The following is a 22138-nucleotide window of genomic DNA, read 5'->3' as shown; positions in this document are numbered from 1 at the left end:
AACGTCCGTCCCAAGTGGTCTGGGGCACGTGTCGCGCCGCCCGCGCCGGGTGGCAAGCTGGGTGCATGGCGGACTCGTCCGATGACTGATCGTTATCTCTCCGTGGCTCGATCCGGGGTCCACGAGGTCGAGATCAAGCGGTCCCGGTTCCTCTGCGCGCTCGCCCCGGTGACGTCGGAAGAGGCCGCGCGCGAGTTCATCGCGGCCCGCCGGCGCGCCGAACCGGGGGCGCGACACCACTGCCACGCGTTCGTTTTGGGGCCTGATGGGCGAACCCGGCGTTCCAGCGACGACGGTGAACCGGCCGGCACCGCGGGCACGCCGATGCTGGAAGTGCTGCGCCGCCGCGAAGTCACGGACACGGTCGCGGTGGTGACGCGTTACTTCGGGGGAGTGCTGCTCGGCGCGGGCGGGCTGATCCGCGCTTACGGTCAGTCCGTTTCGGACGCACTGGAAGTGGTTGGTGTACTAGAACACCGGCGTCTCAGGCTCGTGGAAGTGGCGGTGAGTTACGACCGCGCGGGCCGGCTCGAGAACGACCTGCGCGCGTCGCGGTACTTGGTCCACGCGACCCGCTTCGACGCTCTGGCCCGCTTCGAGATCGGCTTGGCACCGGACGAGGTCCCGGCGTTCGAAAGCCGGCTCGCGGAGCTGACGAACGGCGAAGCCACGACGACCGCCCTCGGCGACCACTGGGTGGTCCAGGCCCCGTGATCCGGGCCGGATCTCGCGTGACGGGAACCGTGACTCGCGTGTCCGGGGCCGGAACTCGCGAGTTCCGGCCCCGGACACGCGAGTTCCGGCTCTGATCACGCGAGTTCGGTGTTCCGTCCCGCGCGAGCCGGCCGGGCGAGTGGTCCACCGGCGCTGAGTGGTCCGGTCCCGGATTGCTTGCCGGGCAACAAAACTTTTGGTGCTACCGCGCCCGGGTCCGTCCGTGCCACCATGTCCTGCCACTCCAGTTCCGGCACCACCTCGATCACCAGAACGTCGTCAGCGCGGCGCGAGCCGTGCTGACAACGATGTCACCACCTGCTTCGCTTGCCCGACAACGTTGTCGCCCAGCGGAACGCGCGTGCGGCAAGGAGAGGAAAGGTTCATGTCCGGACCATTCGCCAGACGGCTGCGCGCCGCCGTGGTCGCCGCGGTCGTCGGGGGAGCGGGGCTCGTCGCGCTGCCCGCCGCGCCCGCCGGCGCCGACACGCAGGCCCTCACGCAGTACGTGAATCCCTTCATCGGCACGGACAACAGCAACTCCCCGAACCCCGTGCCCGGCGGCGCCGGCGGCAGCACCTACCCGGGCGCGGCCGTGCCGTTCGGCATGGTGCAGTTCAGCCCGGACACCCCGACCGGGTCGCCGTCCGGTTACCGCTACAGCGACACCAGCATCGAAGAGTTCAGCCTCACCCACTTCAACGGCGCCGGCTGCCCCAACAACGAAGACCTCGGCCTGCTGCCGATCACCGGCGCCATCGGGACGTCGCCGGGCACCGGCTGGACGGGCTACGCCGGCCGCTACACGAAGGCGAACGAGTCGGCCGCGCCCGGCTACTACAAGAACAAGCTCGACAACTACAACACCACCGTCGAGCTGTCCGCGACCAAGCGCTCCGGCTCGATGAAGCTGACTTACCCGAACACGACGTCAGCGCGGCTGCTGGTCAACCCGAGCCGCAGCGCCACCGGCAACCGCACCGGATCCGTCAGCATCAGCGGCAGCCAGCTCACCGGCACGGCGACCGGCGGCGGGTTCTGCGGCTCGTCCAAGACCTACCAGATCTTCTACGTGATCCAGTTCGACCGCGCGCCCAGCGGGTTCGGCACCTGGCTCGGCGGCACGGTGAACGCCGGGTCCGCGAGCACCAGCGGCACGAACTCCGGCGGCTACGTCACCTTCGACACCTCCACCAACGCGACCGTGCAGGCGAAGGTCGGCATCTCGTTCGTCAGCCTGGCCAACGCGCAGGCGAACCTCGCCGCCGAGAACCCCGGCTTCGACTTCGCCGGGACGCGCGCTGCGGCCGACACGAGCTGGAACGCGATCCTCAACCGCGTCCAGGTGACCGGCGGCGCGGCGGCGGACCTGCAGAAGTTCTACACGGCGCTGTACCACGTGTTCCAGAACCCGAACATCGCCAGCGACACGAACGGCCAGTACCGCGGGTTCGACCAGGCGATCCACACCGCGTCGCACACCGTGTACCAGAACTACTCCGGCTGGGACATCTACCGCTCGTGGGCCGCGCTGATCGGGCTCCTCGCGCCCAACGAAGCGAGCGACATCGCGAAGTCGATGGTGCTGGACGGCCAGCAGGGCGGCCTGCTGCCCAAGTGGTCGCACAACAACAACGAGCACTTCGTGATGACCGGTGACCCCGGACCGATCGTCGTCGGCAGCATGTACGCCTTCGGCGTCCGCGGCTTCGACACCGCCGCCGCGCTGACGCTGATGGACAAGAGCTCCAACGGCGGCACCGCGCAGGGCCAGGCGATCCGCGGGCGCCAGTCCGGGTACGTCAGCCGGCACTACGTCACCGAGGACCCGTCGGACTCGCTCGAGTACTCGGCGTCGGACTTCGCGGTGGCCCAGTTCGCGAAGGCCGTCGGCGACACGACGAAGTACTCCACGTACATGCAGCGTGCCCAGTGGTGGCAGAACGTGTTCGGCACCGACTCCGGCTACATCCAGCCGCGCGGCAGCACCGGCACGTGGGCGTGGCCGGTCGTGCCGTCGAGCGACAGCGGCTACACCGAAGGCAACCCGTCGCAGTACACGTGGATGGTGCCCTACAACTACCAGGGCCTGATCAACCTGATGGGCGGGGCGAAAACCGCCGTCCAGCGGCTGGACCACCACTTCACGCAGCTCAACGGTGGCCTCACCCAGCCGTACTTCTACATCGGCAACGAGCCCGAGCACGGCGTGCCGTGGGCGTACAACTACGCCGCCCACCCGCAGGGCACCAGCTCGGCGGTGCGGCGCGTGATGAACGAGTCGTTCACCACCGGCGCGGGCGGGGAGCCCGGCAACGACGACCTCGGCGCGACGTCGGCGTGGTACGTCTTCGCCGCGCTGGGCATGTACCCGGCGACCCCGGGCGCCGACGTGCTGGCCCTGCACGGCCCGCTGTTCCCGGCCGTCTCGATCATCCGCCCGAGCGGCACGATCCAGATCACCGGCACCGGCGCGGGCCAGGGCGCGCAGTACGTGCAGAGCCTCAGCGTCAACGGCACGGCGACGACCAGGTCGTGGATCCGCTACGGCGACATCGCGGGCGCATCGACGCTGAACTACACGATGGGCTCGTCGCCGAGCGCCTGGGGCACGAGCGCGGCGGACGTCCCGCCGTCGTACAACGACGGGTTCACGCCGCCGCCCGCCGCGCCGGAGCTCGGCACGAACCTGGCGCAGGGCAAGGCGGCCACGGGCTCGGCGGCGTGCAACTCGGCCGAAACCGCCGACAAGGCCGTCGACGGCAGCCTGGCGAACAACAGCAAGTTCTGCTCCACCGCGGCCACGAAGTTCCTGCAGGTGGACCTCGGGTCGGCGCAGAACGTGTCGTCGTTCGTGGTCAAGCACGCCGGCCTGGGCGGTGAGACGACCGGCTGGAACACCGGCGCCTTCACGATCCAGACGTCGACCGACGGCTCCACCTGGACGACCGTCGCGTCGGTGACCGGTTCCCGGGCCAGCCGCACCTACCACCCGATCACGACGCGATCGGCCCGGTACGTGAAGCTGAACCTCACCACCCCGGCCAACGACGGCAACGGCGCGGCCCGGATCTACGAGTTCGAGGTCTACCGCTGACCTGACGGTCGTGAGTGTTCAGGAGGGTTCCAACCCTTCTGGACACTCACGACCGCGCCAGCCACTGCTCGCGGGTGATCGCGTACTCGACTTCGCCGTGTTCGCTGCCCGGGGCCCGCTCGTGCTCCGGGAACTCCGCGAAGTAGGTGCGGACGAGCGTCATCCCCAGTTTCTCCATCACCCGGCGTGAGGCCTTGTTCACCACCATGGTGCCCGCCGTGACGCGCCGGACCCCCAGTTCGGTGAAGCCCTTGGCGAGCAGGGCCGCCGAGCCTTCTGTTCCGTAACCCTTGCCCCAGGCCCGCTGGTGCAGCCGGTACCCCAGTTCCGGCTCGTCCGGGGGATCGTGCGGGCGCGGGCGGAAGTGGAACCACCCCAGAAAATCGCCGGTGCTCTTCTCGATCGCCGCCCAGAACCCGTAGCCGGGGAAACGCTCGTAGTAACCGAGGAACGCGGGGAGATCCAGCGTGACGATCTCGGTGCGGTCCGCCGGCTGTCCCCCATTGAGGTACTTCATCACGGCCGGGTCGTCGTAGAGCTCGAACAGCGAGTCGGCGTCGTTCTCGGTGAACCGGCGGAAGATCAGCCGCTCGGTTTCGAGGAATACGTGCATCGGGTGATGCTGTCAGTGACCCCGGTGCGCGGCAATGCAATTACGCGGCGGCGGCGAAGACCTCGCCCAGCGCGCGCGAGCCGGCCTCGGTCAGCACCGCGGGGACCCGCGTGCCGCACTTGCCGGGAGTGGCCGGGGCGATCAGGCCGAGCCGCGCCAGCCGGTGCACGGTGGACTGGTCGCAGCAGCTCAGGCCGTCGATGAACAGGTCGGGCTCGCAGCTGCAGCTGATCTCGGCGTGGCCCCCGGCCACGGCTCTCAATGTGGCCCGCTCACGGTGGTTCAGTTCCGTTGTCATGGCGGTGCCTCCTTCCCGTCGTGCTCATTAGACCGCTCACCACCGACATTTTCCGCCTTTGAGGGTGCGAACCCGGGTATTTCAGGGGAACACTTAGGGGTGGCGTGTCGCACTCACCAGGGTTACCCCGGTGGAAGTGGTTCAAGCGTCGTCTTGCGCAGGTGGCGGAAAACGATCGACGTCCGGAAATGTCGGCGTGGTAGCCGCGGATGACGCCCCGCTCCCGCAGCAACCGGATGCGTTCGAGGCAGGTCGAGGGCCCGATGCCGACCTTCCGGGCGATGTCCCGGTTGGTCTGCCGGGGGTCCTCCTGCAGATGGCGCACGATCGCCGACTCAAGTTCGGCGGCACCTACCTGGCCGGCCCGGACGTCGGCACCGGCCGGGCCGACATGCTGGTGCTGCGCGGGTCTCGGCGTTCGCGTTCTGCACGCCCGAGTCCGCGGGCGGCACCGGCTCCTCCAGCGGCCCGACGGCCGTCGGTGTCCTGGCCGCGCTGCGGGCCGCCGCCACGGCGGTGTTCGGCGGCCCGGAGATGGCCGGCCGGAAGGTGGTCGTCAGCGGCTACGGCTCGGTCGGCGCCCACCTGGCCGCGAGCCGCCAGCGGGCCGGCGCCGACGTCGTCGTGTCCGACATCGACCCGGCGAAGCGCGCCGAAGCCGAGCGGCTCGGCCTGACCTGGGCCGAGCCGGAGAAGGCGCTGACCCCGACCGCGGACGTCGTCATCCCGGCCGCCGTCGGCGGCGTCCTGAGCGCGGAGACCCCGCTCGACACCCCGCGCGAAGCCGAAGGCCTGGACCACGCCGCTGCACGAGGCAGCCGCGCCGGCCGAGCGCCGGCTCGCTTCCGCCGCGGCGGCACGTACGCCTCAGTGACGCGACGGGCTTCCGGCCGCCTCGCGCAGCGCCGCCAGCACGTCCGGCGAGGTGGTGCATTCGCCGAGGCGGACGGGCTTGCGGTCGCCGTGGAAGTCGCTCGACCCCGTCGTGAGCAGGCCCAGCTCCGCGCCCACCGCACGCAGCCGCCGCCGGACCTCGGGGGCCTGCTCCGGGTGGTCGGCCTCGATCCCGGCCAGCCCGGCTTCGGCGAGCGTGGCCAGCTGCGCGTCGGTGACCTCGGCACGGCGTTTCGCCGAACGCGGGTGGGCCAGCACGGCCGCGCCCCCGGCCGCGCGGACGAGCGCGATGGCGTCCACGGTGGGCAGGACGTGCTTGGGCACGTCCGCCCGGCCGCCGTCGGCGAGCCAGGCGGGGGTGAACGCGCCGGCGGTGTCGGCGACGACACCCGCGGCCACCAGCGCCGCGGCGACGTGGGGACGGCCGAGCGGGGCGCCGGCGGCGATCGTTTCGACCTGCTCCCGGGTGATCGGCGCGCCCAGTTCCCGGCAGCGCTCGACCATCCGCACCGCGCGGCGGGCGCGGTCGGTGCGGATCAGCTCCAGCTCGGCGGCCAGCGGCGCGTGCCCGGGGTCGACGAAGAGGCCGAGCAGGTGGACCTCGGCGTCGTCGAGCCGGCAGGAGATCTCGACGCCGGGGACCAGCTCGACGTCGAGAGCCGCCCGCGACGCCGCCGCCAGGCCCGCGAAGGTGTCGTGGTCGGTGAGGGCGAGCACGGTGAGCCCGGCCTCGGCGGCCAGCCGGGGGAGGTCCGCGGGCGGCGTCGTGCCGTCCGAGGCCGTGCTGTGCGCGTGCAGGTCGATCGTCATGGCGCGGATCGTCGCACGGCGCCCGGCCCGGAGTGTGGTTTCGGACATACCCCGCTGGAGAGGTACGGAGGCCCTTCGTCGACTTGAATGGGGGCGTGGAGATCCTCACCGACGCCGCCACGCTCGCGCTGTACACGACCGACGCCTCCAACTACCGCCACGTGCCCCGGGGCGTGGTGCTGCCGGAGACCGTCGACGACGTGATCGCCGCGGTCGCCGCGGCGCGCGCCCGCGACCTGCCGGTGATCGCGCGCGGCGGCGGCACCAGCGTCGCCGGGAACGCGTGCGGGCCGGGCCTCGTGATCGACACCTCGCGCCACGTCGGCGGGGTGCTTTCGCTGGACCCGGAGACCCGGCTCGCGCGGGTGCTGCCCGGCACGGTGCTCGACGACCTGCAGGCGGTCGCCGCGCCGCACGGGCTGCGGTTCGGCCCGGACCCCTCCACGCACAGCCGCTGCACGCTCGGCGGCATGATCGGCAACAACGCGTGCGGCTCGCACTCGGTGGCGTGGGGGCGCACGGTCGACGTCGTCCGCTCGCTCGACGTCCTGCTCTACGACGGCACGCGCCTGCGGGTCGGCCGCGACGAGCCCGCCGAGGGCCGCATCTTCGACGAACTGCGCGCCCTGGTGCGCGACAACCTGGCGTTGCTGCGCAAGGAACTTTCGACGTGGCCGCGGCGCGTGTCCGGCTACGGGCTCGAACACCTGTTGCCGGAGAACGGCTTCGACGTCGCGAAGGCACTCGTCGGTTCGGAGGGCACCTGCGTCACGATCCTCGAAGCGACGGTCGAGCTGGCCGAGCTGCCCGCTCGTCGCGTGCTGGCCGTGCTCGGCTTCCCGTCCGACATCGCCGCGGCCGACGCCGTGCCGGCGATCCTGCCGTGGTCGCCGCTGACCGTCGAGGGCGTCGATGCGGAGCTCGTCGCGATGCTGCCGGGCCGCGCGGGCGATCTGCCGCCGGGCGGAGCGTGGCTGTTCGTCGAGCTGGCCGGCGACGACCCGGCTTCGCGGGCCCGTGCGCTCGCGGCGTCGTTGGACCTCACCGGGTTCGCGATCGTCGACGACCCGGCGGCGCAACGCGGGCTCTGGCGCATCCGCGAGGAGGGCGCGGGCCTCGCGACCCGGCTCGCGGACGGCTCGGAAGCCTGGCCGGGCTGGGAGGACGCGGCCGTCCCGCCCGAGCGGCTCGGCGCGTACCTGCGGGAGTTCAAAGAACTCATGCGGGCGCACGGCCGGCGCAGCGTCGTCTACGGCCACTACGGCGAAGGCTGTCTCCACCTGCGGCTGGACTTCGACCTGCTGTCGGCGCCGGGCGTGGCCGACTTCCGGCGGTTCCTGGAGGAGGCGGCGGACCTCGTCGCGGCGCATGGCGGGTCGCTGTCCGGTGAGCACGGCGACGGCCAGGCCCGGTCCGAGCTGCTGTCCCGGATGTACAGCCCGGAGATGATGGCCCTCTTCGGACGGTTCAAGGCGATCTTCGACCCGGCCGGGCGGATGAACCCCGGCATCCTGGTGGCGCCGCGGCCGGTCGACGCCGATCTGCGCGTACGGGCCACCGCTGAATCCTTTGAGGACAGTGTCTTCCTCGGCTATCCGGAGGACCGCGGGAGCTTCGGCCAGGCGATGCGGCGCTGCGTCGGCGTGGGAAAGTGCCGCAACACCAGCGGTGGCGGCGTGATGTGCCCGAGCTACCGCGCCACCCGCGAGGAACAGCACTCGACGCGCGGGCGTGCGCACCTGCTCGCCGAGATGATCAACGGTGAGGTCATCACCGACGGCTGGCGCTCGTCCGAAGTGCACGACGCACTCGACTTGTGCCTGTCCTGCAAGGGATGCCTCTCGGACTGCCCGGTGGACGTCGACATGGCGACGTACAAGGCGGAGTTCCTGCACCAGCACTACCGGCGGCGGCTGCGCCCGGCGGCGCACTACTCGATGGGCTGGCTGCCGCTGTGGCTGCGGCTCAGCGCGCGGATGCCGAAGCTGGCCAACGCCGCCGGACGCTCTCCCCGGCTGTCGGGGCTGCTGAAACGGCTCGGCGGGATCGCGCCGGAACGTTCGCTGCCGACCTTCGCCCCCTCGCCGTTCACGTCGTCGCGGGCGGATCTGCGGCGCCGGGCTTCGGGGGAGCGGCGCGTCGTCCTGTGGCCGGACTCGTTCAACAACTACCTGACGCCTTCGGTGCTCGACGCGGCCCACGAAGTCCTGACCGCGGCGGGCTACGACGTCGTGCTGCCGGACCGCGGAGTCTGTTGTGGACTGACGTGGGTGTCGACGGGCCAGCTCGGGGTCGCGCGCCGTGTCCTGACGCGCACTTTGGACGTGCTGGCGCCGTACCTCGACGAGGGCTACGAGGTGGCCGGGCTGGAACCGAGCTGCACGGCCCTCTTCCGCGGCGACCTGCCGGCGCTGCTGCCGGGCGACGAGCGTGCCGCGGTGCTGGCGTCCCGGACGTTCACGTTCGCGGAACTGCTGGAGCGGGCGCCGATCCCGTTCGCGGCCCTGGACGTCGACGCGATCACGCAGGTGCACTGCCACCAGCACGCGGTGCTGGGCTTCGGCGCCGACGAGTCGGCGATGGCGGCGGCGGGGGTGCGCAACACGACCCTCGACTCGGGGTGCTGTGGCCTGGCGGGCAACTTCGGCTTCGAGCGCGGCCACTACGAAGTGTCGAAGGCGGTCGCGGAGGACCGGATGCTCCCGGCGATCCGGGAGGCGTCCCCGGAGACGGTGGTGGTGTCGGACGGCTTCAGCTGCCGGACGCAGATCGCCCAGGAGTCGGGGCGCACACCGGTCCACCTGGCCGAGCTGCTCCGGCGCGCGTTGCCCTGACTACTCGCTGCGCTCCAGCAGGGTCCGGACGGCGGTGAGGACCAGCTCGCTGACGTGCTCGGGGTCGGCGCTGGCCAGCGGTTCCTTGCCGGTGACCTCGCGGACCAGCGCGATGCCCATCAGCCAGGCGAGCGCGAGGTCGGCGCGCAGCCCGGCGTCCGGCGCGTCGGTCAGCGTGGCCAGGACCCGCGCGTACTCCTCGCCGATCTCCTGCCGGAGGGTGGCCCCGACGCCGTCGCTGCCCGACGAGCGCAGATACGTCTCCAGCGTCCGGTTCCGCGGGCCTTCCGGCGCCAGCATGCCGCGCAGGGAAGCGCTGAAGAGCCGTTCGGGCGGTGTGGTGGCCAGGTGCTCACGCCCGTTGCGGGCCACCACCGCCTCGAAGAGCGCTTCCTTGCTGCCGAAGTAGCGGAACAGCAGCGCCTGGTTGACTTCGGCCTGCCCGGCGATGTCCCGCACGGTCGTGCGGTCGAACCCCCGCTCGGCGAACAGCGCGGCCGCGGCGTCGAGCAGCGCGGCCCTGGTCGCGGCCGCGTCCCGTCGGCGGCCCGGCTGTGCGGTCATCGGTGCAGGTTAACCGGCAAACCGGACGCGCCGCCCGCTACCCCGAAAGCCGGATCGCGGCGGCCGGGCAGGTCAGCTCCGCCTGCCGGACCGCGTCCTCCTCGCCGGGCGCCGGCTCGTCGGAGAGCAGGACGACGGTACCGGCTTCTTCGTCCTGGTCGAACGTCCCCGGCGCGAGCAGCACGCACTGTCCGGACGCGACACAGCCCTCGGTGTCCGCGGTGATCTTCATCGGCTCCTCCTCACCAGGTCACGGGAACGGCGTCGACCCCGCCGGCGACGCGGTTGACGCGGACCGGGATCTCGTCGATCCCGGCCGCCAGCCGCAGGCCGGGGAACCGGGAGAACAGCTTGGGGAACACCGTCCGCAGTTCGGTGCGGGCGAGGTTGGCGCCGATGCAGACGTGCGCGCCGGTGCCGAAGGCGAGGTGGACGTTCGGCGTGCGGGCGGGGTCGAACTCGTCCGGGTCGGCGAACACCGCGGCGTCGCGGTTGGCCGCGTCGCTGGAGATGAGCACGGCGTCACCGCGCATGATCCGCGTCCCGGCGACCTCGACGTCTTCGTGGGCGTAGCGCAGCAGGCCGGTGCCGCTGGTCGCCGTCAGCCGCAGGATCTCCTCGATCGTCCGGTTCACCTGGCCCTCGGGATCGGCGGCGAACCGGTCGCGGCGGGCGGTGTCGCTGAGCAGGAACAACGTGCCCATCGCGATCCGGGTGGACGTCGTCTCGTGGCCGGCGAACAGCAGGCCGGCGCCCATCCGGGCGAGGTCGTCGTCGGTGAACGTCGGATCGTCGGCCTGGACCGCGACCATGTCGGAGATGACGTCGGGCCGCGGGTCCGCGCGCTTCTCGTCGGCCAGCTTCGTCATGTAGGCCTTGAACTCGGTCATGGCCGCCTGCGCGTCTTCGCCGCCGTCCATCCTCGCGATCCGCTCGGACAGGCCGCGGAACTTCTCGCGGTCGGCGTACGGCACGCCGAGCAGCTCGCAGATCACCAGCACCGGCAGGGGAAACGCGAGGAAGTCGGTCAGGTCGACCGGCTCGCCCGGGTGGGCGTCGTGCGCGGCCTGCAGGTCGTCGAGGCAGCGGTCGGTCAGCTCGGCGATCCGGTCGCCGAGGGCGCGCATGCGGGGCGCGGAGAACGCGGGCGCGAGCATCCGGCGCATCCGCTTGTGCTCGGCTTCTTCGGTATCGAAGTCACCGCTCGGGCCGTCCTGCAGCGCGGCGTGCGAGATGCGCGACGCCTGTTCCGGGGCGGGGTGCGAACGGCCGAAGCGCTTGTCGCGGAAGATCTCCTTGGCCTCTTCGTACGACGTCACCAGCCACGCCGGGTCGCCGGCCGGGGTGAGCACCCGGCTGATCGGGGCCTGCCGGCGGAGGACCTCGTAGTCCGGCGCGATGGCGAGCGCGTTCGCCCGGGCGAAGGGGAGGCGAGGCGTCTCTTCGGTGGTGGTCATGCGTCTCTCCTCAGTTCGGTTTCGAGGTCGGCGAGCCAGCGGAGCTCGGCGTCGAACTTCCCGAGCACGTGCTGCAGCGCCGCGCGGCCCCACGGGTCGGCCTGCCCGGCGGCGAGCCCGGTGACCCGGGCCCGTTCGGCGAGCAGCGCCTGTTTGCGGACGTCGAGCACGCGGGCGCGTTCGTCCCGGCTCAGCCGGCCGAAGTTCCCGACCCTGGCCAGGAACTCCGGTTCGTTGAGCGCCAGTTCGCCGGGGAAGTCGGCGAGCATGTCGCGCAGCAGCTCCCGCCCGACGCCGGTGATCGTGTAGACGTGCCGCGGCGGTTTCGCCTCCTGCTCCTCGGCGCTGCGGCTCACCGCGCCGGCGTCGACGAAGCGCCGCAGCGTCGGGTAGAGCGAGTTGTTCGACAAGGTGTGGCCCGTCGAAGCCTCCACGGCCTTGCGCAGTTCGTAGCCGTGCATCGGCTCGCGGTCCAGCTTCGCCAGCAAGAGGATCTCGATCCACACCTAGGTCACCGTAACCTATGTGTTCGTGACCGGGCAATGGCGGACCGTGACAGGTGGGAAGAAACCGAGTAGTTTTGTAAGCAGCTGCTTACAACCGGAGCGAGGGGTTCCCGCATGACCGTCACCCACACCGAGCCGCTCTCGTACCCCTTCAACGAGGAGGCGGGGCTCGACCTCAACGACGCCTACGCGGCCGCCCGCGAAGCCGAGGGCATGGTCCGGGTCAAGATGACCTACGGCGAGCCGGCGTGGCTGGCCACCCGCTACGCCGACGCCCGGCTGGTGCTCGGCGACCGCCGGTTCTCGCGGGCGATGGAGAAGGAGAAGGACGCGCCGCGGCGCTCACCCGTCCAGCGCGAAGGCGGCATCCTGCAGATGGACCCGCCGGACCACACGCGGCTGCGGACGCTGGTGGCGAAGGCGTTCACCATGCGGCGCGTCGAGCTGCTGCGCCCGCGTGTCGTTTCCCTGGCGACTGGGCTGATCGCGGATATGAAGGCCGCCGGCCCGCCCGCGGACCTCGTCGACCTGTACGCGCTGCCGATCCCGGTCGCGGTGATCTGCGAACTGCTCGGCGTCCCGGTCGCCGACCGGCCGAAGTTCCGGGTCTGGAGCGACGCCGCGCTGTCCACCAGCGGCCTGACGCCCGAGGAGTTCGAGCGCAACCGCGAAGAGCTGCGCGACTACATGCGCGGGCTGATCGCGGAGCACCGGGCGCGGCCCCAGGACGACCTGATGACGGCGCTGATCGAGGCGCGCGACACCCGCGACCGGCTGACCGAGCTGGAGCTGGTCGACCTGTGCGTCGGCATCCTCGTCGCCGGGCACGAGACCACCGCGAGCCAGATCCCCAACTTCGTCTACGCGCTGCTCGACCAGCCCGGGCAGTGGGAGCGGCTGTGCGCCGACCCGGACCTGATCCCGGCCGCGGTGGAGGAACTGCTGCGGTTCGTGCCGCTGGGTGCCGGCGCCGGGTTCGCGCGCTACGCCACCGAAGATGTCGAGGTCGGCGGCGTGCTCGTGCGGGCGGGGGAGCCGGTGCTGGTGGCGGTCGGCGCCGCCAACCGCGACCGGCTGCAGTTCGACGACGCGGACCAGCTGCGCTTCGACCGCGGGGACCAGCACCACCTCGGTTTCGGCCACGGCGTCCACCACTGCCTGGGCGCGCCGCTGGCCCGGCTCGAGCTGCAGGAGGCGCTGCGCGCGTTGGTGACCGAGCTGCCGGGCCTGCACCTGGCCGGCGATATCGTGTGGAAGACGCAGATGCTCGTCCGCGGACCGCGGTCGATGCCGATCGGCTGGTGACTCGGAAGGTGACCATGAGCTGGCACGTGGAAGTCGACGAACACACTTGCATCGGCTCGGGGATGTGCGCCGCGCTGATGCCCGAGGTGTTCGTCCTCGACGGCGCGGTGGCGCAGGCGGTCGTCTCGGAGGTCGACGGGGACGAGACGGTGCTGGACGCGGCGGACTCGTGCCCGGCGATGGCGATCACCGTGACCGACGGCGGCCGCGAGATCGGCCCGCGTCCCTAGGGTGCGAAGCGGCCGTGCTCGGTGACCACGGCCGTGACGAGCTCGTGGGGTGTCACGTCGAACGCGGGGTTGAAGACCTGCGCGTCCGGCGGGGTGATCGCGACCCCGGCGTATTCGGTGAGCTCGCGGGCGTCGCGCTCCTCGATGGCGATGCCCGCGCCGCTCGCGAGCGTCTTGTCCACAGTGGACGACGGCGCGACGACGACGAACGGGACGCCGTGGTGCTTGGCGGCGATCGCCAGGCCGTAGGTGCCGATCTTGTTGGCGACATCGCCGTTCGCGGCGATCCGGTCGGCGCCGACGAGCACGCAGTCGACCATCCCGCGCGCCATCGCGGCGGCGGCCGCACCATCGGGCTGGACGCGGTAGGGGACGTTTTCCTGGGCCAGCTCCCACGCCGTCAGCCGGGCGCCCTGCAGGAGCGGGCGCGTCTCGTCGACGAGGACTTCTTCGACGAGCCCACGGGCGTGCAGGTGCCAGACGACGCCGAGGGCGCTGCCCCACCCGACGGTCGCGAGCCGCCCGGCGTTGCAGTGGCTGAGCAGCCGCAACGGCCGGCGCGCGCACTCTGCGAGCACGACCTCGGCGGCGTGCTCCGACGCGGCCTTGTTGAGCTCTTCGTCTTCGGCGAGGAGGGCCAGGGCCTCGTCGAGGACGGCGTCGGCGCCTTGGTGGAGCTTCGCCATCGCGCGCCGCACGCCCCAGGCGAGGTTCACGGCGGTGGGGCGCGCGGTGGCGATCAGTTCGGCGTCGGCTTCGACGTTCTCGCTGGTCCGGGCGGCGAGGGCGACGCCGAGGGCCCCGGCGGCCCCGAGGGCAGGCGCCCCGCGGACGGCGAGGCGCTTGATGGCGTCGACGAGCTCGCCGACGGTCCGCAGGTGCAGCAGCCGGTATTCGGCGGGCAGCGCGGTCTGGTCGATGACGACGACGGCGTCGCCGGCCCAGTCGATGGTCCTGCGCACGTGCCCCTCCTTTTTCGGCTTGCGTGCCCGGCGATGATGCGGTGGTGACCATTGAACGACAGAACCCGCCCGGGCTGCACACACCGCCGGGCTACCACCACGTGACGGTGGCTGTTTCGAACCGGACGGTATACCTGGCCGGCCAGTGCCCGCTGGCCGCGGACGGTTCGGTGGCCGAGGGGCTGGTGCCGCAGGTCGACCAGGTCGTGGCCAACACGGCGGCGGCGCTGGCTTTCGCGGGCGCTTCGCCGGCCGACGTGGTCCGGACGGTGATCTACGTGGTGACGGAGGACCGTGCGGAGCTGTCGGCGGTGTGGGACCGGTTGACGGAGTCGGAGATCGGCGCGGCGTTCAGCTCGGCGAGCACGCTGCTGGGGGTGGCCCAGCTGGGGTACCCGGGTCAGCTGGTGGAGCTGGACGTGACGGCGGCGCTCGACTGACGGGCCCGGCGGGGGAGGCCGGCCGGACTCGCACCGCCACGCACAAGTCTTTGGCCGGGCGCTGCGCGGACGGTGAGAATCAACCGCCCGCGCCCCTCCTCATTCCGGGTCATTCGGGCGTGCCGGGCATCGCCGACGCGTCGTACGAGAGCAGTTCCCAGCTGTGGCCATCCGGGTCGTCCACAGCACGGTTGTACAGCCAGCCCATGTCCTGAGCAGGGCGTGGCTCGGACCCGCCCGCCTTCACCGCGGCGTCGGCCAGCCGGTCGACGTCCTCCTTCGACTCGGCGGGCAGCGCCAGGATCGACCCGATCGCACCACCGGAGGCGATCGGCCGCGAGGTGAACTGACCGAATTGCTCGTGCGTCATCAGCTGCACGGCCACCACCTCGCCGAGGGCGACCTGCGCGGACGTCTCGTCGGTGAACTGCGGGTTGAGCACACCACCCAGCGCCAGGTAGAACGACGTGCTCGCGTCCAGGTCGGTGACCGGCAGGTTGACGTAGATCTGCGTGAAAGCCACTGGTGCTCCTCGGTTCTCGTGGCCGGCCCTTCCGGCTGACTTCGAACCTACGGCCGTACCTCGACCTCGGTCTTGTACAGCAGCGACACCATCTCGCCGGGGGTGGGCCGCCGCAGCTGGGTCGCCGTCCGGCCGACGAACCGGGTCAGCGACCGCGCCAGATGTGGCTGGTCGTGGTACCCGACCAGATGCACGACCTCGGTCGCGGCCACGCCCCGCCGCAGCAGCATCGTGGCCTGCCGCACCCGCTCGATCTGGCGGATCGTGCCCTGCGTCAGGCCCGTGGCCGCGGCGACCCGGCGCTGCACCGAGCGCGGTGTGACCAGCACCGGCCGCTCCCCGGCGACGACGTCGGTCACCAACGGGTCCCGCACCAGCAACCCCGCCCGGACCAGGCGCTGCACGAACGTCTCCGCGTTCTCGTAGGTGGGGATCTCCCACTCGCTGCCCTGCAGCACGAAGGAGCGCGGCGTCGTGTACGGGCTCGACACGCTGCCGTCCACAAGCCCGCCCACGGGCAGGTTCCGCAGGAAGGCACCGTGCCGGAAGATCACGCCGAAGGTGCTGCCCAGCCCGCCACCCAACGGGACCACGGTGGGCCGGGTCTCGGGACCGCGGACCGACACGGTGGTGACGCCGTCCGACGCCCACACCAGCAGCTCCCAGTTCGAGTTCACGACTGACACCATGCGCTCCGGCGCGAAACTGCCGTGCCCACCATTCGGCGCCACCCGATATACGCCCTCGACATAGGGCGAGTCCGACAATCGGTACTCCAGCCCCGAAATGTCCTCAAACCGGTCGAGCGCCACGTCCGGCATCGTAGCGCGGAGCGACTAGGGCCTGTATCGAAGAACCTGAACACCGGAGACCTCGTGGACACCCCAGCGGTGGCGGGGCGGTTCGACCTGACCGACGCTCAGTGGGCAGCGCTGGAGCCGTTGCTGCCCGGGCCGAAGCGGCCCGGGCGACCGTCGATGTGGACCAAGCGGCCACCCGCTGCGACGAACTCGCCGTCCGCTACGAAGCCATCATCCACATCGCAGCTATCGACGAATGGCTCTGACCGACTTCGATACCGGTCCTAGTCGCGGCTCCCGGCCCTACAGTCCGCCCATCAAGTCCGTCTCCGTGATGCCCGGCCCCTGTCCCGTCCGGATGAACCACTCCGTCCCGAACGCGAAGGCGAACGCGTCGTCCGGCATGGCCAGCATGAACATGTCCTCGCTGATCTGGCTGGGGTGGGCCCGCATCGCCGCGCGTTTCACCCCCACGTACCTCGACACGTCGACCGCCGCCGTGATCTCGGCCTCCGGTTTGCCGAACTCGACGTTCTCGGGCGGCTTCGGGGCGGCCTCCGGCGGCATCAGCCCCTGCTCCACGGCCGTTTCGAAACCACGCTGCATGAACTCGCGGTTGAACGTCGCCTGGAACACGCGCGGCGTGCCCGCCAGCTCGGCCGCGCGGACGCCGACGCGGTGCACCTGGATGTGGTCCGGGTGGCCGTAGTCGCCGTTGTCGTCGTAGACCGTCAGGACGTCCGCCGACTCCTCGCGCAGGATCGCCGCCAGCTGCTCGGCCGCCTTTTCGACGTCCGCCCGCCAGAAGCACTCCGGGTCGTCGTTCGTCGGCTCGCCCATCATCCCGGAGTCGCGGTAGCCGAGGAACTCGACGCGTTCGACCCCGAGGATCTCCGCGGCCGCGTGCGACTCCCGCACGCGCCGCTCCCACAGTTGTTCGCCCTCGGCGAGAAAGCCCTCGGGGACCTCGCCGACCTCGCCCCGGGTGGCGACGACGAGCACGACGCGGTGCCCCTCGGCGACGGCCTTGGCCATCACCCCGGCGGTGCGCAGGCATTCGTCGTCCGGGTGGGCGTGGAAGGTGACCAGTGTTGCCATGTCTCCGACGCTACCGGCTGCCACCGACAAAAACCGCCCGCCAAGGTGCCCTGCCGCCCGTTAAGGTCCGCGATCGTGGCCGACGACGAGAAGAACACGCTGCTGTCGTTCCTCCGCGCCCAGCGCGGCAGCGTCCTGGCGATCCTCGACGGACTGGGCGAGGACGTCCTGACGACCCCGGTCCTGCCGTCCGGCTGGACCCCGCTCGGCATGGTCGAGCACCTCGGGTACGCCGAGCGGCACTGGTTCCAGGAGATCGTCACCGGGACCGCGGACCCGGTGACGTGGCCGGACGACCACGCGCCGTTGACCACGCCCCGGTCCGCGGACGTCGTCTTCGCGTTCTACCGCGACCAGTGCCGCCGGTCCGACGAGATCTTCGCCGCGACGCCGTTGTCCGCGGTGCCGAGGCTGCGTCACCCCTCGCCGCTCGCGGACGAGATCGCCGACCTGCGCGGGGTGGTCCTGCACATGATCGAGGAGACCGCCCGGCACGCCGGCCACCTGGACGTCGTCCGCGAACTGATCGACGGCCGCATCGGGCTCGGGCCGCGCTAAGCCTGTTCCTTCGTGCACCACCAGGTCGACCGGCCGCCGACGGTGCCGTGCGCCATCTCCGCACCGCAGCGGGGGCAGTGCTCGCCGGCGCGGCGGTGGCCGATGATCTCGCCCGTGTGGACACCTCCGTGCTTGATCGCCGCGCGCAGGGACTTCCGGAGTGCCTTGTGGAGGTTCGTGAGGTCGTCGTCGCCCAGCTCGTTCACCGGGCGGGCCGGGCTCACCGCCGCCTGCCAGAGGGTTTCGTCGGCCAGCAGGTTCCCGATCCCGGCCAGCACGGACTGGTCCAGCAGCCGCGCCTTCACCGGCGCCCGTCCCCGGCCGACGCGCGAGCGGAAGTCCGCGCGCGACACCTCGCCGGCGTCCGGGCCGAGCGCGTCCAGATCGGGGTCGAGCCGCACCCGGCTGAGCCGGCGCGTGTCGAAGAGCCGCAGCTGTTCGCCGTCGGCGAAGGTGATCCCGAACCGGAACCATTCGGGCTTCTCTTCGCGACCGTGAAACCGTTTCGGCCCGGGCGGCCCGCTCCGGCCGCCGAACCGCAGCTGCCCGGCCATCCCGAGGTGCAGGCCCAGGTTCGGCCCGGGCCGCCCGTCGCCGTTTTCCGTTTCGCACCACAGCGTCTTGCCCCGCCGGTGTGCCTCGGTGAGCCGCCCGCCCCGCAACGCCCGGGCGAGATCCCCGGGCGCGTGCGGCCGGCAGACCCAGTCGTCGTGGTCGTCGACGTCCCGGATCTCGCGGCCGAGCGCGTCGGCGAGGACTTGGCGGGCGAGCTCCACTTCGGGTAGTTCCGGCACGCCGACCAGTCTGGCGGCTCCGGCGCCCGCCCGCAGATCACTCCGGCTGCATCCACTCGTAGAGCCGGTGCTCGGGATCGGAGAGGGCCGGCGGAGCCACCGACCGGTCGATGACGATGGCCCTCGCGACGAACCCGAAGTGCAGGTTCGCGCCGACCTTGCGGCGCAGGTAGGCCTGGTTCCCCGGCCCGAGCACCGGATCGGTCAGGCACCGGGCCGCCGCCAGGGTGCCGCGGGCGTGGATGCCCGCGCAGATCGTGATGGTGCGCCGCCGGTCGGCCGGATTGACGCCGCGGACGAAAAGGATCACGTCCTCGTGGAGGACGCGCGCCCCGTATTCCTCGCTGAGGACGGGGCTGAACCGCTGAGTTCCTTCGCCGGTGCCGACTTCCAGGCCGAGCCAATCCGTTTCGGGAAAACGCGGCGACATCTTCACCGGCAGGTGCAGAGCGGAGAACATATCGCGGGTGAGCATGTTGAAGTCCGATCCGCCGATCACCACGAGGTGGCTGGCGTAGTCAGCGGCCTGCAGTTCAGCCGTCGTCGCGAACTTCACGTCGTGATGCGGGTTCAAGGCGCGAATGTGGCCGTACAGGTGGACCAGCGCGTCCACATCGGTGTAGTTCAGCAGGTCGCCGTAGTCGGGATCCCGTGGGTCGCTCGAGGCGAGGTTGCGGGCCTCCGATTCCGGGATGCGCCCGCAGACGATCATCACCGGCTCGTCCGGCGGAAACCGCCAGATGTCGGCTTCCTCGTCAGCCGGCCGAGGGGCTTCCGCGGGGTCCGCCGGCCGGCCGGTCACCGCCCTTTCCCAGGCGCTCGTCCACGCCGCCCAATCCCCGTCGGGAATCCCGAACGCGGCCAGCAAGGCCAGCAGCAGGTCCCGCCGTGGCGCGCGCCGGCCGGCCAGGACCCCGGCCACCGTGGAACGGGGAAGGGTGTGTCCGCGTTTCTCACCGAGCCGCTCGATATCGCGCAGTGACGGATTCCCGGCACGCACCCGGCATTGCCGGAGTAAATCGGCCAACTGGGTGAGCGTCACAGCCCCGGACGGGTCAAGATCACCGTATGGCCCGGGTCGGGAAAGAGGCATCTTGACATCGTGTCCCACGTCGGCCGGCTTTGTCTCACATTGTCTCACTTCCAGGTGCTCTGGTGGGCGGTCGAAAACAGACGGAATTCGGGGACCTCGGCTTTCCCCGGTGTCCCGGAGCGCGTTCGTCTGCGTGTGTCCGCGGACGTGGTGCGGAAACCGCTCGCGACGGTTCAATCGTCCCAGGGACATCGGCTCTGCCGAGGGGATGGAAACATGCTTCACGAAGGTCAGCTCGTCTATGGACTCGTCGTCGCGGTGGACGTCGAAGGCTTCTCCGGAATGGGGATCCTCGACCAGGCCGCGGTTTCGTTGCGGCTGGAGGAGGTGCTCGACCGGGCTGCCGAAGGGGCCGGGCTCGTCCGCGCCGGCTGGCTCCGGCAACCGCGAGGGGACGGTGAACTGGCGGTGCTGCCCGCCGATTCCGACGTTTCCCGCGTCGTCGCGGACTTCGTCGACGAGGTGGTGGAGGAACTCGGGCGGGGCAGCCGGCCGCGGCCGCGGCTGCGGATTTCGATGCACCACGGAGCCTTGACCGCGGGGGTCTTCGGCCCCATCGGGGACGCCCTCGTCGTCGCCTGCCGGTTGCTCGACGCGGATTCCGTGCGCGAAACGCTGGCCCGGCACCCCGGCGAAGACGTCGTGCTGGTCGTCTCGCAGCGCCTGTACGAAGACGTCGTCGCCACGCGGTTCCGCGGCCTCCGGCCCGATCGGTTCCGGCCGGTGGCCGAACGGGTCAAGGGCCGGACGTACAGCGGGTACGTCTGCGCGGGCAGCCCCAAGTCCGCGGCGCCGGTCGGCCGCGGCACCCTGGTCGAGCTCCCGAACAGGTGACGGCCGGCGCGAACTCCGGTCAGGCGTCGAGTGACTGGGTCGTCGCGACTTCCCAGGCGAACCCGTCCGGGTCGGTGAACGGCGCGGCGGCGTTGACGGCGATCCGGTGCGCGCCGGTGCCTTCGGGCGCGACGCCCGCCTGCTTGGCGAGGGCCTTGCGCCGGTAGAGCGCGAGCTTGACGGGGCCGCTCCCGCCGTCGAACTCGACGTACATGCGGCCGAAGCTCTTCGCGACGGTGAGTCCGTGCTCGACGTAGAACTTCTTGCTGGCGAGGATGTCCTGGACGCCCAGGAGCAGCACGATCGACTCGATCGCCCGGGTCGCCGGCCCGGTGTTCTTCTTCGTCGAGGTGGCGAGGGTCCAGATGGCGCCGTCGGGTGCCTGGACGGCGGCGCCGTAGCCCCACAGGGACTTCGCGGCGGGCTTGAGCGTGGTGGCCCCGGCTTCGAGGGCGGTGGCCATGAGCGAGTCGACGTCGGCGGGCTGGGCCACGATGAGGGAGAGGGTGTAGCCGCGGAAGCCGGTGGAGGGCTGCTGCGCCTCGCGGAAACGGACCTGGGTGGTCAGGCCGAAGGCATCGGCGTAGAAGCGCTCGGCGGCGGTCATGTCGGCCACTTCGAGGGTGATGGAGTCGATGTTCGTCATGCCGGTAACGCTAGGCGCGGGGCGATGACCAGCGCTTCTCGATTCCTGATCGGTTGACGCCGGCGAAAATCGGGCCCGTGGATCGGCGCCGGGCGGATACGGTCGCGCGATGGACCTGCGTGAGTTCCGCCGGGTGTGCCACGAGGCGGCTCGGCGTACCGGCGGCCGGGTCGTGGAGTTCCGGATCGCCGACGGCGTCACGCCGAACTTCCACCAGGGCGTCGTCGACTACGGCGACCATCGCCTCTCGATCGTGTGCACCGGGGATCGGACCGAACCGGTGCTCGCGGTCGCCGAGCCACGGGCGATCGACGGGACCGCCGCCGGCTGGGGCCCGTTGACGTTCCTCGACGCTCCCGACCTGGTCGCCGTGCTGGCGGAACACCCGGCCTTTCTGGTGCTCACCCCGGCCGACCTGGCCGGGCCGTTCGACGCGAAGACGTGGCCCGGGTACTACGCGGAGGACCTGAAGTACTGGGCTCCGGCCGACCTCGGCGAAGTGCTCTTCAACTACTGGGACTGATCCGGCACCGGCGCGGCCGGCCCGAGCGCGAGTCAGTACTCGTTCTTGATGACGAAGTAGGAGCCGCGGATCGTGCCGGCCAGCTTCGACTTCTGCCGGGCGAACTTGAACGAGCCGAGTTCCGCGGGGACTTCCATCCCGTCGGAGAGCTTGAACCCGACCGCGCGTTTTCCGCCGTCGCCGAGGGTGTACATCACGTTGACCGACAGGCCGCTTTCGTAGAACACATAAGCCATCCGGATGTCCTCGACCTGGAATTCGGTGGCTTCGAGCGCGGGCGAGGAGATGACGATGCCGCGTTCTTCCTCGAGGATCCGGTGCACCCAGTCGACGGTCGCCGCGGCGTCGCTCGCGGGCTCGACCGTGAAGACGTGGTGGTACTTGTTCTTGAAGTACCGGGCCTCGTTCGCCCGCAGGCCGGCGAGCGCGGCCGCGACCGGCGACGACTCCAGGCCGGCGGTCGATACGGTTCCGAAGTCGACGGCGTGGGGCATGGCGGTTTCCTCCCGGGTCAGCGGACGCGCTGGTGACGAAGGTAGACGACG

At 71.2% G+C, this 22138-nt stretch carries 26 protein-coding genes and 1 pseudogene; 11 read left to right on the top strand and 16 right to left on the bottom strand.

Annotation, left to right across the window (positions count from 1 at the left end):
- The first annotated feature begins 81 nt into the window (after window positions 1-81).
- Both AB0M83_RS03930 and AB0M83_RS03925 read left to right on the top strand, forming a co-directional pair.
- On the top strand, window positions 82-714 hold the full coding sequence (locus AB0M83_RS03930; RefSeq protein ID WP_364512063.1) for a YigZ family protein: 633 nt from the start codon (window positions 82-84) through the stop codon (window positions 712-714).
- A 385-nt stretch (window positions 715-1099) separates the two neighbouring features.
- Complete coding sequence (locus AB0M83_RS03925) at window positions 1100-3811, top strand: GH92 family glycosyl hydrolase (RefSeq protein ID WP_364512060.1); 2712 nt, start codon at window positions 1100-1102, stop codon at window positions 3809-3811.
- Window positions 3812-3857: 46 nt separating this feature from the next.
- Here the strand turns inward: AB0M83_RS03925 and AB0M83_RS03920 are convergent, their stop codons facing one another.
- The 3 genes from AB0M83_RS03920 to AB0M83_RS03910 are packed head-to-tail and all read right to left on the bottom strand — an operon-like array spanning window position 3858 to window position 5047.
- Window positions 3858-4424: a GNAT family N-acetyltransferase gene (locus AB0M83_RS03920; protein WP_364512058.1), complete on the bottom strand. Its 567-nt coding sequence runs from the start codon at window positions 4422-4424 to the stop codon at window positions 3858-3860.
- Between the two features lie 40 nt (window positions 4425-4464).
- Window positions 4465-4722 carry a hypothetical protein gene (locus AB0M83_RS03915; protein WP_364512055.1) on the bottom strand — a complete coding sequence of 86 codons (258 nt, stop codon included), beginning with the start codon at window positions 4720-4722 and terminating at the stop codon, window positions 4465-4467.
- The gene (locus AB0M83_RS03910) at window positions 4697-5047 is read right to left on the bottom strand and encodes an Lrp/AsnC family transcriptional regulator (RefSeq protein WP_364512053.1); all 351 of its coding nucleotides are present in this window, start codon (window positions 5045-5047) and stop codon (window positions 4697-4699) included. Before AB0M83_RS03910 ends, AB0M83_RS03915 begins: the two co-directional genes overlap by 26 nt.
- Before the next feature lie 209 nt (window positions 5048-5256).
- Here AB0M83_RS03910 and AB0M83_RS03905 point away from each other — a divergent pair.
- Window positions 5257-5388, top strand: a pseudogene (locus AB0M83_RS03905) (Glu/Leu/Phe/Val dehydrogenase); the annotation flags it as partial.
- 201 nt (window positions 5389-5589) lie between these two features.
- Here AB0M83_RS03905 and AB0M83_RS03900 read toward each other — a convergent pair.
- Window positions 5590-6426 (bottom strand): PHP domain-containing protein, encoded by an 837-nt coding sequence (locus AB0M83_RS03900; protein ID WP_364512050.1) that lies wholly within the window; start codon window positions 6424-6426, stop codon window positions 5590-5592.
- 95 nt (window positions 6427-6521) lie between these two features.
- On the opposite strand from AB0M83_RS03900, the gene AB0M83_RS03895 reads away from it, so the two are divergent.
- Complete coding sequence (locus AB0M83_RS03895) at window positions 6522-9260, top strand: FAD-binding and (Fe-S)-binding domain-containing protein (protein WP_364512048.1); 2739 nt, start codon at window positions 6522-6524, stop codon at window positions 9258-9260.
- Here the strand turns inward: AB0M83_RS03895 and AB0M83_RS03890 are convergent, their stop codons facing one another.
- The 4 genes from AB0M83_RS03890 to AB0M83_RS03875 are packed head-to-tail and all read right to left on the bottom strand — an operon-like array spanning window position 9261 to window position 11787.
- Window positions 9261-9824, bottom strand: a complete 564-nt coding sequence (locus AB0M83_RS03890; RefSeq protein WP_364512046.1) for a TetR family transcriptional regulator — start codon at window positions 9822-9824, stop codon at window positions 9261-9263.
- Between the two features lie 37 nt (window positions 9825-9861).
- Entirely contained in the window at window positions 9862-10056 is a 195-nt protein-coding gene (locus tag AB0M83_RS03885) for a ferredoxin (RefSeq protein ID WP_364512043.1), read from the bottom strand.
- 10 nt (window positions 10057-10066) lie between these two features.
- Entirely contained in the window at window positions 10067-11281 is a 1215-nt protein-coding gene (locus AB0M83_RS03880) for a cytochrome P450 (protein WP_364512040.1), read from the bottom strand.
- Window positions 11278-11787: a PadR family transcriptional regulator gene (locus AB0M83_RS03875; RefSeq protein WP_364512037.1), complete on the bottom strand. Its 510-nt coding sequence runs from the start codon at window positions 11785-11787 to the stop codon at window positions 11278-11280. The genes AB0M83_RS03880 and AB0M83_RS03875 overlap by 4 nt, the downstream gene beginning before the upstream one ends.
- Window positions 11788-11901: 114 nt before the next feature.
- On the opposite strand from AB0M83_RS03875, the gene AB0M83_RS03870 reads away from it, so the two are divergent.
- Together AB0M83_RS03870 and AB0M83_RS03865 are read left to right on the top strand one after the other, a co-directional pair.
- The gene (locus AB0M83_RS03870) at window positions 11902-13092 is read left to right on the top strand and encodes a cytochrome P450 (protein WP_364512034.1); all 1191 of its coding nucleotides are present in this window, start codon (window positions 11902-11904) and stop codon (window positions 13090-13092) included.
- Window positions 13093-13106: 14 nt separating this feature from the next.
- The gene (locus tag AB0M83_RS03865; protein WP_364512031.1) at window positions 13107-13322 is read left to right on the top strand and encodes a ferredoxin; all 216 of its coding nucleotides are present in this window, start codon (window positions 13107-13109) and stop codon (window positions 13320-13322) included.
- On the opposite strand, the gene mtnA is transcribed toward AB0M83_RS03865, so the two are convergent.
- Window positions 13319-14284, bottom strand: coding sequence for an S-methyl-5-thioribose-1-phosphate isomerase (mtnA, locus tag AB0M83_RS03860; RefSeq protein WP_364512028.1), 966 nt, complete (start codon window positions 14282-14284; stop codon window positions 13319-13321). The genes AB0M83_RS03865 and mtnA overlap by 4 nt on opposite strands.
- Before the next feature lie 44 nt (window positions 14285-14328).
- Here mtnA and AB0M83_RS03855 point away from each other — a divergent pair, with 44 nt between their 5' ends.
- The gene (locus tag AB0M83_RS03855; RefSeq protein WP_364512026.1) at window positions 14329-14724 is read left to right on the top strand and encodes a Rid family hydrolase; all 396 of its coding nucleotides are present in this window, start codon (window positions 14329-14331) and stop codon (window positions 14722-14724) included.
- 109 nt (window positions 14725-14833) lie between these two features.
- On the opposite strand, the gene AB0M83_RS03850 is transcribed toward AB0M83_RS03855, so the two are convergent.
- Both AB0M83_RS03850 and AB0M83_RS03845 read right to left on the bottom strand, forming a co-directional pair.
- Window positions 14834-15247, bottom strand: a complete 414-nt coding sequence (locus AB0M83_RS03850) for a VOC family protein (protein WP_364512023.1) — start codon at window positions 15245-15247, stop codon at window positions 14834-14836.
- Between the two features lie 47 nt (window positions 15248-15294).
- Window positions 15295-15924, bottom strand: coding sequence for a helix-turn-helix domain-containing protein (locus AB0M83_RS03845; protein ID WP_364512020.1), 630 nt, complete (start codon window positions 15922-15924; stop codon window positions 15295-15297).
- A gap of 245 nt (window positions 15925-16169) precedes the next feature.
- On the opposite strand from AB0M83_RS03845, the gene AB0M83_RS03840 reads away from it, so the two are divergent.
- Entirely contained in the window at window positions 16170-16313 is a 144-nt protein-coding gene (locus AB0M83_RS03840) for a hypothetical protein (RefSeq protein WP_364512017.1), read from the top strand.
- Between the two features lie 37 nt (window positions 16314-16350).
- On the opposite strand, the gene AB0M83_RS03835 is transcribed toward AB0M83_RS03840, so the two are convergent.
- Window positions 16351-17145, bottom strand: coding sequence for a PIG-L family deacetylase (locus AB0M83_RS03835; protein ID WP_364512014.1), 795 nt, complete (start codon window positions 17143-17145; stop codon window positions 16351-16353).
- Window positions 17146-17220: 75 nt separating this feature from the next.
- Here AB0M83_RS03835 and AB0M83_RS03830 point away from each other — a divergent pair, with 75 nt between their 5' ends.
- Window positions 17221-17703 carry a DinB family protein gene (locus AB0M83_RS03830; protein WP_364512011.1) on the top strand — a complete coding sequence of 161 codons (483 nt, stop codon included), beginning with the start codon at window positions 17221-17223 and terminating at the stop codon, window positions 17701-17703.
- Here the strand turns inward: AB0M83_RS03830 and AB0M83_RS03825 are convergent.
- Window positions 17700-18497: a DNA-formamidopyrimidine glycosylase family protein gene (locus AB0M83_RS03825; protein ID WP_364512008.1), complete on the bottom strand. Its 798-nt coding sequence runs from the start codon at window positions 18495-18497 to the stop codon at window positions 17700-17702. The two genes, AB0M83_RS03830 and AB0M83_RS03825, sit on opposite strands and share 4 nt — an antisense overlap.
- A 37-nt stretch (window positions 18498-18534) precedes the next feature.
- A complete protein-coding gene (locus AB0M83_RS03820) occupies window positions 18535-19539 on the bottom strand; it encodes a hypothetical protein (protein ID WP_364512005.1) in 1005 nt (334 codons plus the stop codon).
- A gap of 267 nt (window positions 19540-19806) precedes the next feature.
- Here AB0M83_RS03820 and AB0M83_RS03815 point away from each other — a divergent pair, with 267 nt between their 5' ends.
- Entirely contained in the window at window positions 19807-20424 is a 618-nt protein-coding gene (locus AB0M83_RS03815; protein ID WP_364512002.1) for a hypothetical protein, read from the top strand.
- A gap of 19 nt (window positions 20425-20443) precedes the next feature.
- Here the strand turns inward: AB0M83_RS03815 and AB0M83_RS03810 are convergent, their stop codons facing one another.
- Window positions 20444-21070, bottom strand: coding sequence for a glyoxalase (locus AB0M83_RS03810; protein ID WP_364512000.1), 627 nt, complete (start codon window positions 21068-21070; stop codon window positions 20444-20446).
- Between the two features lie 109 nt (window positions 21071-21179).
- On the opposite strand from AB0M83_RS03810, the gene AB0M83_RS03805 reads away from it, so the two are divergent.
- On the top strand, window positions 21180-21593 hold the full coding sequence (locus AB0M83_RS03805) for a hypothetical protein (RefSeq protein WP_364511997.1): 414 nt from the start codon (window positions 21180-21182) through the stop codon (window positions 21591-21593).
- 32 nt (window positions 21594-21625) lie between these two features.
- Here AB0M83_RS03805 and AB0M83_RS03800 read toward each other — a convergent pair whose 3' ends face one another.
- Entirely contained in the window at window positions 21626-22087 is a 462-nt protein-coding gene (locus AB0M83_RS03800; protein WP_364511994.1) for a phage tail protein, read from the bottom strand.
- Window positions 22088-22138: the final 51 nt, after the last annotated feature.

It is taken from the genome of Amycolatopsis sp. NPDC051106, assembly GCF_040682775.1.
Classification (GTDB): domain Bacteria; phylum Actinomycetota; class Actinomycetes; order Mycobacteriales; family Pseudonocardiaceae; genus Amycolatopsis.
This window is presented reverse-complemented; position numbering and strand designations above follow the sequence as displayed.